Here is a 12,991-nt window from a genome sequence, read left to right on the forward strand (position 1 = left end):
CTTGAGATGCTTTACAATCACTCTTTCAATTGTGGAAAATTTAATAAATTTAAAAGTATAAGATTCCTCGCTCATCATAAATACTACCGTCATTCTTTTTATGTCGAATGCACCTGTCTAAAGCCATAATGGTCGCAATAATCCCGTCAATCTTTTCGACAGATTTTTCTTTATCAGGCTTAATATTTCCGGCTGGGTCCTGTCTCATGACTACGTTTTGGGCCATCCATTTTAGAACCGGATGACCTCCATGCTGGATTTTACCTTCCATCATAAGTTTATAGTACTCTTTGGAAGGTGGACTCATGTCCTTATAGCCCTGACCAAATGGAACCATTGTTAAGCCCATGCCTTCTAAGTTCTGAACCATCTGTGTCGCATTCCAGCGGTCATAGGCAATTTCTTTGATATGATAGATAGTGGACAGTTTTTCAATGTACCGTTCAATAAATCCATAATGAACAACATTCCCTTCCGTGGTAAGAAGAAATCCTTTCTTTTTCCAGACATCGTACAACACATGGTCTCGTCTAGATCTAAGAACCAAGGTTTCTTCAGGCAACCAAAAATATGGAAGAACTTGATAGTTCTCTGCTTCATTTCTTGGTGGGAAGATTAGGACAAAGGCTGTAATATCTGAAGTGGAAGATAAATCCAGACCAGCATAACAATCTCTTCCTTTGAGACTCTCAACATCAATCGGCTGTCTTCCTTTATCGTAGATATGTTCCGGAATCCAAGTCACAGCTGAATTGGTCCAGATATTGAGTCGCAATTGCTTGAATACATTTTCTTCTGCCGGGTTATCTAAGGCATTCAGATAAGCTTCTCGAACCCGGTCAATCCCAATTGTATGACCAAGGGAGGGATTAGCCTTTAGCCAATTCTCTTCATCGTTCCAATCATCTTCTTCTGAAAGGCCATAAACAACTGGATAAAAGGTACTATCTTTTTTTCGCCCCTTTAGTATATCTAAGGCCTTGGTATGCAGTTCATAGCAGATGGAGTTTTTGTCATTTCCTGCTGTCGTGATAATAAAAAAGAGGGGCTGCTCTCTGGCATCACCACTCCCTTTGGTTAAGACATCATACAAATGACGATTGGGCTGGGCATGGATTTCATCAAAGACCAAACCTGATACATTGAGTCCATGCTTGGTTCCAGTTTCAGCCGATAATACTTGATAGAAGCCTGCATTGGAATAATTGATGATACGTTTAGTGGCACCCATGACTTTGGAGCGTTTTTCTAAAGCCCTGCTCATCAAAACCATTTGCTTGGCCACATCAAAAACAATAGAAGCCTGATTTCGGTCACAAGCTGCTCCATACACTTCGGCACTGGCTTCCCCATCTGCGTATAAGAGATAAAGAGCAATTGCAGCAGCCAGTTCAGACTTCCCATTCTTTTTGGGAATCTCTACATAGGCCGTCAGGAACTGTCGATTCCCATCTTCCTTTACGATACCAAAAAGGTCACGTACAATTTGTTCCTGCCAGGGTAATAATAAGAATTTCTGTCCCGCCCAGCGCCCTTTGGTGTGGCAGAGATTCTGAATGAAGGTTACTGCCCGGTCTGCCTTTTTCTCATCATAATGAGAAGTTGGAAGCATGAAGGGAGAAGGGATATAGTGATACGTCATAAGCGCCCTCCAAGTAAATCTTCCATTTCATCTCCTGAACCCACTTCTGTATCCATTGAAGCCAGCCGTGTTCTGGCAGATGGCGTTAAGCCAAACTGCTCACAGAACTTGAGCATGATTTTGAGATTAGTCTGAGAAATGGAAACTTGTGGCACTTGTTGGAGATAGCCATTGGGAGTTTTGATGATAGAGCCGTGTTTTGAAAGAAACTCTTCTGCTTCCTTCCAGCGTGCATAAGCTTGGCAGTAACCCGCAAAAGCCATCATATCCATATCAGTTAAAAGTCCCAACCCTTCCAGGATTTTACCCATACGCTTCCATTCTTTTTTAGCATCTTCTTCAAGCCAGGAAGGGCATCTAGGGGCTTTCTTCTTAGGCTGAATTTCATTCTTTGGAAGGGGGCGCTTGCCAGGATTACCTTCCAAGATTTTCAAACTGGTTGGTTTGGGCTTTCTGCCCTTTTGTGCCATGCCCTCACCCCCTTCAGCCCACAAGAAAAAGCCCGAAGGCTTAATTTCTTATGAATCGATTTTCTCTACTTCATCAATACCATGTAACACATGGAGTTGTCGGCCATTGTCCCATTGAACAACCAAGGAACCAATATCATCTACATCTTCCACCGTTCCCAACATACCAATTGGCACTGGATTCGGGTCTTCCATTTTTAAGAGTCGCACCCTTGTTCCAGCAGGATACCGCTTTTTTAATAATTCTACAATCTTCGCATTCATCTTTGTTCTCCTTTGGGGTTCAATTTGTTCAGTGGTATAATAGCTCTATTATACATATTTATCCAGTCACAAGAGATAATTATTCGAATATTTTTTGACTTTCAAGAGTGGTCTCCACAATCAATTGCTCAATCATTTGATTGATATATTTCAATTCTAGATAACCAAACTGATTGGTCTTCAATGCCCTCTTAATATGCATAAGCAGTTCCTGAAGTTGTATTTTGGAAACTGGTGATATCGATGGAAACGACTCCAATTGAACAGCAATTTTTTCAAGATAATGCTTGGTTTCTGATTCAGGAAGATTATTCGTCATGATTTTCCTTTATCGCATTTAGAATGGCTTTCCCAATAGCAAATACAACTGATACTGTCACACCGTTACCTGCTTGTTTATACAACTGAGCATCCGAATTTACGGCACAAGCTTTTTCAAATAACTCATCAGGAAATCCTTGAAGCCTGAAGCATTCTTTAGGAGTCAATCTTCGAATCTTAACTGTTTTTCCCTTCCAGACAACAGCTCCCATTTGCCCTCCGCAAGAAAGGTTATAAGCCAATCCTTTTCCAACTCGTGCTCTTCTTGTTCTGGATCCTGGATAAGATAAATCAACTGAATCTCCAACATTCGCAACTTGATAACCTTTCTTAGTACCATTGCGAACCTTTATCCCCTCTTGATCAGCAACTTCTAAAACTGCTGTATTCATAGCTGTTCTTTTTGTCACCCCTGATGTATAGCGAGCAGTGATACAGCGTGCTGTATTTGTTACCTTAGGAGCTGTCAAAGATTGGTCAATCATATAAAGTCCTGTTTTAGCACCTACTCCGCCTCCCTCACCAACAAGAGTCGTTGAAATGCCAGAAGTATCATAAACTCTGTAACTTTGCATGCCACCTATAAGCTGCTTAAGATGGCTGCTGCTTTCTCTGCGGACAGGTAATACTTGTCGTCTACCTCTGCTTCTAAGATGTCCGAGAGTATAGACTCGTTCTCTGTTTTGTGCGACTCCGTAATCTTTGGAATTAAAAATCTGCCATTCGAGGTCATACCCTGCTTGCCCCAGACTAGAGAGATAGTCGAGATAATCTCGTCCCCGGCTGCTTGATAAAAGTCCCTTAACATTTTCAAGGAGTATCCACTCGGGTTTATCCTTTTCTTCTTGGCTTTCGAGCAAAGCAACAAATCTAAAAAAGAGTCCACTTCGTTCACCGTATAATCCGGCTCGCTTTCCTGCGATAGACAGATTTTGACAAGGGCTTCCCGCACACCATAAATCTGCTTTGGGAAGTTGTGCTGGGTTGATGCTTGTGATATCGTCATGGAACCATTCTCCTTTCGTTTCATACATGGCTTCATATGATTTTCTTGCAAACTTATCCTTCTCGCAATAGCCAATACATTTCATTCCCGTCAACTCTAATCCACAACGAAAGCCACCGATTCCTGCAAAGAAATCCAGAAAAGTTATTGTCATTGTGCTTCCTCCATTTCATTCACAGCCTCTTCAAAAAATAATGTCCTGCCTTCACGGATTAGTTTCACATCCGTCTTTTCTGTTGCTTCCATGTAGCGTTTGACAATAACATCCACAAACTTTTCATCCAGTTCTATGCCATAACAAATTCGACCTGTCTGATCAGCCGCAATTAAGGTAGAGCCACTGCCTAAAAATGGATCCAGTATAAGTGTCCCTCGCATGGAAGAATTCTGAATCGGATAAGCCATAAGCTGAACAGGCTTCATAGTCGGATGCTCTTTGCTGGATTTTGGACGGTCATATTCCCAAATGGTCGTCTGCTTTCTATCAGAAAACCATTGGTGTTTTCCTTTTTGTTTCCAGCCATAGAGCACAGGTTCATGTTGCCACTGGTAAGGGCTTCTACCTAATACCAGAGCATTCTTTTTCCAAACGCAACAACCGCTCAGATAAAAGCCAGCATCCTTAAAGGCCCTTCTGAAATTCAATCCTTCTGTATCTGCATGGAAAACATAGATGGAAGCATCATCCTCCATGGACTGTTCTACATTGACAAACATGTTAAAAAGGAACTGATAAAAATCCGCATCGGACATATCATCATTTTTGATTTTTCCCGCAGTTTCTTCCACATTAACATTGTAAGGAGGGTCAGTTACGACAAGGTTGGCCTTCTTATCTCCCAGGAGAAGCTGATAAGTTTCTAGCTTTGTAGAATCACCACAAATCACTCGGTGTTTCCCAAGATGCCAGATATCTCCTTGTTTTGAGATAGTCGGTTTTGTCAGCTCCCCATCTACATCAAAGTCATCTTCTTTCACTTCCTTGTTGTGAACCTTAGAAAATAGCTGATCGATTTCCGGGGCTTCAAAACCGGTTAGGTCTAAATTGAAATCCGCATCTTGCAAGTCCACCATCAGGTCTGCGAGAAGTTCTTCATTCCACGCGCCTGTGATTTTATTTAAAGCAACATTCAGAGCCTTCACCTTATTCTCATCATCAATCCGAACCTGAACACATTGAACTTCTTTATAGCCTAAGTCAGATAAGACGGTCAGTCGTTGATGGCCTCCAATTACAGTGCCATCGAAATTAACAATAATCGGGTCAACATAACCAAACTCCACAATGGATTTCTTGATTTTTTCGTATTCCTTATCACCCTTCTTGAGTTTCTTTCGTGGGTTATAAGCTGCTGGTTTTAAAGAGTCAACGGGTAAAGAAACCCATGTCATATCTTGTGTGACTTTCATACTACCTCCTTAGTAAAAACGAAATTGAATATAGCAGGCATGGCTACAAAACTTCCGGTTCGCATTGCCGTATGATAAAAAAGACTTACCGCAATGTTTGCAAGTCAATTCATAGTAAGCTGTATTTTGCTTCTGATGTAATTCTGGATGGTTCTGCCACCAGTATCTCCGACAGGCATCTGAACAAAACTTCTTAGGTCGCCCAGTTCCTTTGGGGATAAAGGTTTCTTTACAGTGAAGGCAACAAGGAAGGCCGCTGGCTTGGTCTTTCATCATCTTTGTGACGGCATTTCGATAGCCCAATAGTTCCGGATTGCGTTTGCAGTAATTGCGAACAGAATCCCTAGACAAACCGACTATCTTTCCAATTGATTGGTATCCCAAACCTTCAGAACGTAGTTTTCTAATCTGTTTTCGTTGAAAATCGTCCATTTCTGCCTCCTTTCTTTACTGAAATCTCTAACCTTTTAAACCATAAAACGAAAGAAAAATAAGCCATAACATCTTGTTACAGCTTGTTTCTCAGTTATTTATTTCTTCAAAAAATATACCCCTTTTGCATTTTGCGAAAATGCACGTTTGAGGGGGCCACGGTCTTGTGAGAGACAGCTCACAGAGATTTTATCCCCCCTCCCCTTCACTAAAAATCATATCCATAAATCGGAGTATGGTCTTCGATCACGGTTTTATGATCATGACAGGATTTACAAAGAGGTTGCCAGTTGCCCTCATCCCAGAACAATTTTTGATTTCCTCGGTGAGGAACGATATGGTCCACCACTGTTGCCTGCCTGTAGCGATTCCGCTTCAGGCATCGTACGCAGAAGGGATGAAGTTTCAAGAAACGAAGCCTAGCTTTGTTCCACCGTGAATCATATCCTTTAGCTTTCGTGGACTTTACTTCCAGTGAATGAAGCTGGCTGTGTTCCTCACAATACTTGGAACCGTAAGGCACTAGCCTTGGACAGTTTGGATGCTTGCAAGGCAGAGCGGGTCGTCTTGGCATGGCCTTCACCCCTCTCTATATTTTTTCACATCTTAATCATATCACAATATTTCGTGCAAAGCAGTACCGACTTAGTACAGTATTAGTTCCAGGGTAGTTCCGCACTAGTTCCACCCTAGTACCGGAGTAGTTCCGTCTTTTTGATTTTTGCAGTTTTTACTTGACAAATAAAAAAAGTTCTATCTCATAAATGATAGAACCTCAAAGTTTAATCTTATAAATAGTCATCCCAATCTAACCCATCTTTTAGGAAATGTTGCTTTAATTCCTCTCCCAATAAACTTTTAGAATATATGCAAGTTACAGGGTCACCCTTTGGAAATACTTCCTTTGACTTTAAATTTAGTAGTGACTGTGGAACTATTTTAGATTGTGTATCCTTGAGTGTCAGTGCCAGGATTTGCTTTCTTGTTCTTAAAGAATAGTCAAATTCTAAACGCAAATACTTACCAGAGCCAGTCAAACAAACAAATGTTCCAACCAATTCTTGAACAGCTCCTAATACTTGTAGCTTTTGCATTGTTGTTCCGTCTTTCTTTATGCTCACCTGGTCAATACTGATATGATTAGCTAAACAATCGTCAAAGAAACTCCCTGGTCCTTTTTGATAATATATTCCACATAAATGCATGAAGTTGGTTGGAGAAAAATAAACCTCAACTACATTAGATTCTGTATGGTAATACATTACTTTTCCCACAAAATTTTTCTTGAAAAAAACCGCCGCAAAATGTAACTGTATTAAAAAGCGTTGAAGCTTAATTCTTTCACCATAATTAGGTTTTTTATATTCTTCTTGTTTTGCCATACTCTCCTCACAAAAAAAGTGGCTTACAGAATCTGTAAGCCACTCAGTCAGTCGGTTTATTCTGGTGTCTGCCACCGCCTGGCCCTTACGTCCAAGATTAATATCGGATTTAGTTCTGGTGTCCGCCACCGCCTGGCCCTTACGTCCAAGATTAATATCAGATTGACCATGAGCCGACTACTCATCTATGATTATATTATACATCATATCAGAGAGCTATGCAAGTAAAATCTTTTTCCAAAGAACAACGAACCATATGCCTGTAATAGTTCTCCATCATGTATGTTGCCATATCTGAAATGGCTTCCTTTGTCACTGGCATAACCTGCATGCTGTAGGTTTGTTGATTATAAAGTGTTAAGAATTGAACCTTGATATGGTAGATATAAACTCCTGAAACAAATAAAGTAGATAGGATTTCAACTTCTAAGATTTTCAAGTGTAGCACCTCTTTCTGTTGATATTTCTAGTATAACTCAAAACAACTGATCAGGGATTGCTATCCTCTCAAATGTACAAAAAAATGCCTGAAATGATCATTTCTTGTATCTCAGACATTTTTAGGGAAGAAACTTCAAATATTTCTGCCCTCTATATTTAAGCTGGAAAACGTTCTAGAATCAGGTCCAAAATTTCTTCTAAGCTTTCATCTTCCGGGTACATTTCCCAACCCCTGTCGTAACTAATGACTTCCTCACCGTCTACGTCCACTCCCAATTTAAAGATTCGTCCGTTGTCTATTCCATCCTCGAAAGGTTCAGTGCTTACCTTTGCTAGGTAAACCACTTTTCGATTGCGGCTTGTAAATATTCCTTCTTGCCACATGTTTCTCCCTCCTTAGTCCAACCAAACGTAGTCGTCAACTTCCAACGTGGTAAAATCCGTATTTCTTAATTAAGTCCACTATTTTTTTCATGGCTTTTACTCCTTTTCTTTTTTGTATGTGTATGTTACCGAACGACTCTTTATTTATCAAGTCATTAGCGAAGATTATTCAAAATTTTTTAAACTCCTATCTGGACCCGTAAAGCCCGGTCAATCCGCACCAGCCAGGCTTCTTCTCGAATGGTCATGAGCTTATTTTTTAACTGAAATTTATCCACTGTAAGAACCTGCTCTGCCAAAACCAAGCTGGACCACTTAAGCCCTTTGAAAACTTTCTTAGGTAGATACACATGAGTAGGCAGGTGCTTTTTCTTTTGAACCTGCTTGGTTAGGGGAACAACCGTAACCAAATGAGAATGGTCATTAGCTTTATTATTGCTGACAACAATGGCTGGTCGAATTCCCTGCTGAATATGACTGTTTTTCTGATTTCCAAAATCTACGTAATAAATATCGCCTCGTTTGCACATATGGTTCTCCTCTAGCTAAGTAAAAAATCTTCTAACTGCTGGTTTCTAATGGCATAAATCAATCGCAGTTCCTTAATGGCTTTCTGCTTCCACCTGCTAATGGTACTCCGGCTGATATGGTGCTTGACCATGAGGTTATCCCAGCTTTCTGACATGATGACTAAGTCCGTCACAAATTCTGCCAAATCATCCGGAAGCTGACGAACTGCCACTTCAAAAAAATGCAATTCCTGAACTAAACGACAGTAGCGCTTTGACAAATATTGATAAAGCTCCCGATTGGCTTTCTCTGTTTCTTCCTTGTAGGATAAAGCAATGATCTCACTGCGATAAGGATTCTTACTGGTCTGCACCCTTGGTTCATCAGACCGACCATAGACCATGGTGTCCAGCATCTCATTTTCTGAGATGCCGACAAATTGGTCCAACTGGCTATGTAAGAGCTTCATCTCCTTTTCCATGTTCTTGTAATCATAGAAAAGGCTCTCTATTTTATCCATCCCCTTCCTCCTCTCTCAATTCATATTTGACGGCATCAATCAGGGATTGCTGAGAGATGTCCTTTTCCTTCAATCGTTTCATGACTTGTTCGTCCATTGTGCTTTTTGTAATGATGTGGTGAACAACAACCGTTTCTTTCTGCCCTTGACGCCAGAGTCTGGCGTTAAGTTGCTGGTACAGCTCCAAAGACCAAGTTAAGCCGAACCAACAAATGGTATGACCGCCATCTTGAAGATTCAGTCCATGACCACTGCTTGCTGGGTGAATCAAACCAAGGACTATCTTTCCCTTGTTCCATTCCTCAATATCCTGATTGCTTTGAATCACTCTAGCTTCTGAAAAACGTTCCTTGATGCGTTTCAAATCATGCTGGAACCAATAAGTGACTAACAAAGGCCGGCCATTCATACTCTCCACCATTTCTTCAAGAGCCACTAACTTCTGATCATGCAAGAGTACTGCCTTTCGATTCTCGTCATAAACCATGCCATTAGCCATCTGCAGTAATTTATTCGAAAGGCTGGCACTGTTCACGGCATCAAGTACCTGTCCCTTGAGAGAAACCACCATTTCTGCTTTGAACTCCTTATAAACTGCAAATTCTGGCTCCGACATCTCAACCAGGACTTCATTATCCACTCGCTCTGGCATATTAAGATAATCTACTGCTTTCATGGAAATGGTCATGTCCGCTATCTTATCGTAGATGGCTTCTTCTGCCCCAGCCTTGGGCTTATAGGAAAAGATAACCTGACCATTTCGTTTGTCGGGGTCAAAATATTGATTGCGAAATCCTGTGATAAAGCGCCCTAAACGCTCTCCGCCATCTAAAATCCCAATCTCAGAAAATAGATCCATGATGTTTCCAGGAGTTCCCGTCAGCCCAACCATGCGCTTGATTTTAAATCGAACTTTCTTTAAAGCTTTGAATCGTTTGGCTTGATAAGACTTGAAGCTAGATAGCTCATCAATCACCACCATATCAAAATCAAAGAGATGATTCTGAATCAACCAGACGATATTTTCTCGGTTAATGGTATAGATAAAGGCTGCACGTGATAAAGCTGCTCTCCGTTCTGATTCACTGCCAATGGCTATCGAAATATCAAGGCCCTTTAAATGTTCCCACTTATCCAGCTCACTCTTCCAAGTATGACTGGCTACTCGAAGCGGGGCAATGACCAAGACTTTTCTGACCTCAAATGAATCCAATATCAAATTCCACAATGCCGTTAAGGTAATCACGGTTTTGCCTAGTCCCATATCAAGAATCAAACAAGCTGTCTCGTGCTCCTCAATGAATCGAGTCGCCACCTCTTGATAAGGATGCGCCTTGTATGTCATCTAGTATTTCTCCAATCTTTTCTTTATCATCCAACACATAAACTAGAAAACCTAGCTTTCTTAACTGCTCCATGCGCCTAAGCTGAATCTTTCTGGGCTTTTCTCCTGGGGCTTTTAACTCCACAAAACCAAGCCGGCCTTGAGGTAAAACCACAATGCGATCAGGTACTCCCACCAAACCAGGTGAGACAAACTTCATGGAAAGGCCACCCCGCTTCTGACTTTCTACTCTTAGTTTTTCTTCAATTGCTCGTTCTCGCATCTTTCACCTCCCAGGGTTTCCGATAGGGGTTGCCAAAAGGGTTCAAACTCCTTACGCGCGTACGGGTGCCCATTACCCCTATTTTACTAGTAGTAACACTACTCTCTTAGAAAAGATAGGCAACTAAGGAAACTAGTACGAGAGAAACCACTATTGGCAACGGCTTTGAGAGGTTTCCCATTCGGTTGCTGAAAGGTAAAATCGAAAACCTGTGGAAACCAACTAACGGTTCCCAAGTTGCCTTACGACATCCGGACAAAAGCACGCTGAGTGCCATACAGGGAAAATTTCATCTTACCAGTCGTGTTTCCAGTGTACTTATTCCAGCCACCGATTTTATTTAGAATCCCTTCAATTTCATAGGAATCAGCCTTTTTGATATTCTGCCGTTCCTTACCAAAACACTCACACCAAATTTCCATAATGCAGACACGCTCACGCTGCTCCGTTCCCTTCAAAGTTTGACTGCCAAAGTCACTCCCAGCCAAGAAAGTCCGTCGCTCATATAAGTCCATCTTGGCCCAGTTATCTGGCAATAAGGTATCCAAATACTCTGCAACAATACCTTCTCGGTCGTCTGATTCCATGGCTTCCTGTCGCTCTTTATTTGCTTCATTTTCTGCTTTTCCTTTGAGAAACAGTTCCTCTCCAGCTTCATAATAGACCTTGGCTTCCGCCCACAATTGGTCTACATCGACTAGCTCCCAGGGCTTTAACTGACTGGCATCGGACACTCGAATCGGCCAAAAGCGCCGGTTCCCCGTCACATCTCGCAAGAAGCCACCTTCTGAATTGGTTGAACCCACAATGATACAAGTGCGTGGGTGACTTTCCACATTCACTCCATAGGCTTGACGGAATTTATCATCCTGGCGGGATATAAAGGATTTGACAGTCTCCACATCTGTTTTTCGGATTCCAGTCATCTCGGAAATCTCAAGAATCCAATAGCCTTGCAGCTTTTCTGCTGCAGTCTTATCCCGCATGTCTGAAATCGCCAGAGAATCCGAGAACCATTCTTTACCTAACTTAAGAAAAAAGGTTGATTTCCCTATTCCTTGCGGTCCATTTAATACCAAGATAGAATCAAATTTAATGCCGGGTTCATAAATTCTTGCTATCGCAGCCACCATGGTTTTTCTCATAACAGCTCGTGTATAAGCAGTGTCCTTTGCCCCAAGGTAAACGATAAGAAGCGAATCAATCCGCTCAACCCCATCCCAAACCAAAGGTTCTAGGTATTCCTTAATAGGATGGTAGAGCCGGTAAGATGTCACCACAGCTAAAAGAGCATCCTTGAACTTGGTTGGTGACCAAATACCATAGACACGCTCAAAGTAGAGTTTGGCATTAGCTAAGTCCGAATCATTCCAGCCTGGGCGTGACCGTCTCCAAGGGAGCTCACCAATCACATCAATGACATTCTTGAATTCGTTGTAGACAATATTTTGAAGGTTGGGGTCAAAATGGAGAATGGTCGCAATGTTGGATAAGGTATCCTTAACCCGGCCAGTCTTATCCAGCTCTAAGCTCGCCTGCCAATTCTCCGTATCAGCAAATTCCAAAGTCGCATCTGCTAAGCGCTCTTTTGCCAGTGTCTCCCTGGTCGCATCATCTTTTAGGACATAATCCTGCATAGCCTTATAAGACGGTTGCTTAGCTGAGTCTTTCTTTTCCTCATCATCCTGATCACCAAAGAGATGCAGGCGAACCAGGTCAAAAGCCGATAAAAGCCTGTGACCATAAGGGTCGGTCGCATGGTGGCTATAAGCAAATTTGTCATCATAAAGAACAACCCCAGCACTGGTTGTGGCATGAATATAATCAAAACGACCTGGAATGCTGGAAGGCTTGTAAACATCTCCTAGAAATTTTTCAATTGCTTCTGTAATGGTGTAGGTTCGGTTAAAAGCCCCAATCAAGCCAGATTTTCCAAGAGGATCTGCTTGTTTGACAATGGCCCGCTCCAGCAGCTTGTTCTGCCGGCTGGATACAGGCCACTCAGTCGTATCTTTCCAGTTTTGATAGCGTGCTAGAACCGTATCCGGATTTAGGAAGTCACCCTCTAATTTTTTGAAGACAAACTCTCCGTCTTGCGAGGTTGAAGGCCAATACATGAGTCGACTCGGTTCATAGGTCGTATCATCAAACAACTCCATACCAATGTCTTCAGCTACTTTTCTGGCAACAGCCTGGTATTCCTCAGCCGATACTTCCCGAGATAAGGGGAGTATCAAACGCAGCCTCGGATGCTCTTTGGTATGTTTATGCGTTGAATAGAAATAGGCAAAGAAAGAAAAGAAGAGCTCAACTTCATCCATAATGCCTGGTGTCGCAAAGTCCATGTCCAGAGTCAGGGCAGAACGAGACAGTACGGCATCTTTCTTTCGTCTTCCTTTGTCAAGCTTTCCTAAAACAAAGCCGCCGACATCTTTGATATTATCTTGTTTTGATTTCGCTAGTTTCTTATACTCTGCAACAGTCTCAGCCGTTCGGATAGTGGTTGAAATGCGGGCTTCAAACTGCTCGAAGCTATAACTGGTTTGCGTCCAAATCTTATCGGTTCGTTTGTTTCCTAATGAAATGGTAAGTTCCATTCTTT

General features: G+C 41.9%; 16 protein-coding genes. All 16 read right to left on the minus strand.

Annotated features, from left to right (window positions below; genetic code table 11):
• Positions 1 to 49 precede the first annotated feature (49 nt).
• Positions 50 to 1,642, minus strand: coding sequence for a terminase large subunit (locus MK370_RS08255; protein ID WP_268684889.1), 1,593 nt, complete (start codon positions 1,640 to 1,642; stop codon positions 50 to 52).
• Positions 1,639 to 2,112: a phage terminase small subunit P27 family gene (locus MK370_RS08260; protein ID WP_268684890.1), complete on the minus strand. Its 474-nt coding sequence runs from the start codon at positions 2,110 to 2,112 to the stop codon at positions 1,639 to 1,641. The genes MK370_RS08255 and MK370_RS08260 overlap by 4 nt, the downstream gene beginning before the upstream one ends.
• Before the next feature lie 48 nt (positions 2,113 to 2,160).
• Positions 2,161 to 2,376: a DUF4314 domain-containing protein gene (locus MK370_RS08265; protein WP_000992184.1), complete on the minus strand. Its 216-nt coding sequence runs from the start codon at positions 2,374 to 2,376 to the stop codon at positions 2,161 to 2,163.
• 79 nt (positions 2,377 to 2,455) lie between these two features.
• A complete protein-coding gene (locus tag MK370_RS08270; RefSeq protein ID WP_000183781.1) occupies positions 2,456 to 2,695 on the minus strand; it encodes a hypothetical protein in 240 nt (79 codons plus the stop codon).
• Entirely contained in the window at positions 2,685 to 3,857 is a 1,173-nt protein-coding gene (locus MK370_RS08275) for a DNA cytosine methyltransferase (RefSeq protein ID WP_268684891.1), read from the minus strand. Before MK370_RS08275 ends, MK370_RS08270 begins: the two co-directional genes overlap by 11 nt.
• Positions 3,854 to 5,113 carry a site-specific DNA-methyltransferase gene (locus MK370_RS08280; protein WP_268684892.1) on the minus strand — a complete coding sequence of 420 codons (1,260 nt, stop codon included), beginning with the start codon at positions 5,111 to 5,113 and terminating at the stop codon, positions 3,854 to 3,856. The genes MK370_RS08275 and MK370_RS08280 overlap by 4 nt, the downstream gene beginning before the upstream one ends.
• A gap of 9 nt (positions 5,114 to 5,122) precedes the next feature.
• On the minus strand, positions 5,123 to 5,545 hold the full coding sequence (locus MK370_RS08285) for a helix-turn-helix domain-containing protein (protein WP_268684893.1): 423 nt from the start codon (positions 5,543 to 5,545) through the stop codon (positions 5,123 to 5,125).
• Between the two features lie 208 nt (positions 5,546 to 5,753).
• Positions 5,754 to 6,119 carry an HNH endonuclease signature motif containing protein gene (locus MK370_RS08290; protein ID WP_125378352.1) on the minus strand — a complete coding sequence of 122 codons (366 nt, stop codon included), beginning with the start codon at positions 6,117 to 6,119 and terminating at the stop codon, positions 5,754 to 5,756.
• A 214-nt stretch (positions 6,120 to 6,333) separates the two neighbouring features.
• The gene (locus MK370_RS08295) at positions 6,334 to 6,927 is read right to left on the minus strand and encodes a PBECR4 domain-containing protein (RefSeq protein ID WP_268684894.1); all 594 of its coding nucleotides are present in this window, start codon (positions 6,925 to 6,927) and stop codon (positions 6,334 to 6,336) included.
• Between the two features lie 208 nt (positions 6,928 to 7,135).
• Positions 7,136 to 7,366: a hypothetical protein gene (locus MK370_RS08300; RefSeq protein WP_125351115.1), complete on the minus strand. Its 231-nt coding sequence runs from the start codon at positions 7,364 to 7,366 to the stop codon at positions 7,136 to 7,138.
• A 158-nt stretch (positions 7,367 to 7,524) separates the two neighbouring features.
• Complete coding sequence (locus MK370_RS08305) at positions 7,525 to 7,752, minus strand: DUF7678 domain-containing protein (protein WP_125351116.1); 228 nt, start codon at positions 7,750 to 7,752, stop codon at positions 7,525 to 7,527.
• Between the two features lie 179 nt (positions 7,753 to 7,931).
• Positions 7,932 to 8,282, minus strand: coding sequence for a type II toxin-antitoxin system PemK/MazF family toxin (locus tag MK370_RS08310; protein WP_125351117.1), 351 nt, complete (start codon positions 8,280 to 8,282; stop codon positions 7,932 to 7,934).
• Between the two features lie 11 nt (positions 8,283 to 8,293).
• Positions 8,294 to 8,782 (minus strand): hypothetical protein, encoded by a 489-nt coding sequence (locus MK370_RS08315; RefSeq protein WP_268684895.1) that lies wholly within the window; start codon positions 8,780 to 8,782, stop codon positions 8,294 to 8,296.
• Positions 8,775 to 10,127 (minus strand): DEAD/DEAH box helicase, encoded by a 1,353-nt coding sequence (locus MK370_RS08320; protein ID WP_268684896.1) that lies wholly within the window; start codon positions 10,125 to 10,127, stop codon positions 8,775 to 8,777. The genes MK370_RS08315 and MK370_RS08320 overlap by 8 nt, the downstream gene beginning before the upstream one ends.
• Entirely contained in the window at positions 10,078 to 10,389 is a 312-nt protein-coding gene (locus tag MK370_RS08325; RefSeq protein WP_125351120.1) for a VRR-NUC domain-containing protein, read from the minus strand. The genes MK370_RS08320 and MK370_RS08325 overlap by 50 nt, the downstream gene beginning before the upstream one ends.
• Positions 10,390 to 10,631: 242 nt before the next feature.
• Positions 10,632 to 12,986, minus strand: coding sequence for a virulence-associated E family protein (locus MK370_RS08330; protein ID WP_268684897.1), 2,355 nt, complete (start codon positions 12,984 to 12,986; stop codon positions 10,632 to 10,634).
• Between the last annotated feature and the right edge of the window lie 5 nt (positions 12,987 to 12,991).

This window comes from Streptococcus sanguinis, assembly GCF_026781265.1.
Taxonomy (GTDB): domain Bacteria; phylum Bacillota; class Bacilli; order Lactobacillales; family Streptococcaceae; genus Streptococcus; species Streptococcus sanguinis_T.

Coding starts and splice junctions, on each gene's coding strand:
- MK370_RS08255 (WP_268684889.1), bottom strand. CDS start 1,642: ATGACGTATCACTATATCCCTTCTCCCTTCATGCTTCCAACTTCTCAT.
- MK370_RS08260 (WP_268684890.1), bottom strand. CDS start 2,112: ATGGCACAAAAGGGCAGAAAGCCCAAACCAACCAGTTTGAAAATCTTG.
- MK370_RS08265 (WP_000992184.1), bottom strand. CDS start 2,376: ATGAATGCGAAGATTGTAGAATTATTAAAAAAGCGGTATCCTGCTGGA.
- MK370_RS08270 (WP_000183781.1), bottom strand. CDS start 2,695: ATGACGAATAATCTTCCTGAATCAGAAACCAAGCATTATCTTGAAAAA.
- MK370_RS08275 (WP_268684891.1), bottom strand. CDS start 3,857: ATGACAATAACTTTTCTGGATTTCTTTGCAGGAATCGGTGGCTTTCGT.
- MK370_RS08280 (WP_268684892.1), bottom strand. CDS start 5,113: ATGAAAGTCACACAAGATATGACATGGGTTTCTTTACCCGTTGACTCT.
- MK370_RS08285 (WP_268684893.1), bottom strand. CDS start 5,545: ATGGACGATTTTCAACGAAAACAGATTAGAAAACTACGTTCTGAAGGT.
- MK370_RS08290 (WP_125378352.1), bottom strand. CDS start 6,119: ATGCCAAGACGACCCGCTCTGCCTTGCAAGCATCCAAACTGTCCAAGG.
- MK370_RS08295 (WP_268684894.1), bottom strand. CDS start 6,927: ATGGCAAAACAAGAAGAATATAAAAAACCTAATTATGGTGAAAGAATT.
- MK370_RS08305 (WP_125351116.1), bottom strand. CDS start 7,752: ATGTGGCAAGAAGGAATATTTACAAGCCGCAATCGAAAAGTGGTTTAC.
- MK370_RS08310 (WP_125351117.1), bottom strand. CDS start 8,282: ATGTGCAAACGAGGCGATATTTATTACGTAGATTTTGGAAATCAGAAA.
- MK370_RS08315 (WP_268684895.1), bottom strand. CDS start 8,782: ATGGATAAAATAGAGAGCCTTTTCTATGATTACAAGAACATGGAAAAG.
- MK370_RS08320 (WP_268684896.1), bottom strand. CDS start 10,127: ATGACATACAAGGCGCATCCTTATCAAGAGGTGGCGACTCGATTCATT.
- MK370_RS08325 (WP_125351120.1), bottom strand. CDS start 10,389: ATGCGAGAACGAGCAATTGAAGAAAAACTAAGAGTAGAAAGTCAGAAG.
- MK370_RS08330 (WP_268684897.1), bottom strand. CDS start 12,986: ATGGAACTTACCATTTCATTAGGAAACAAACGAACCGATAAGATTTGG.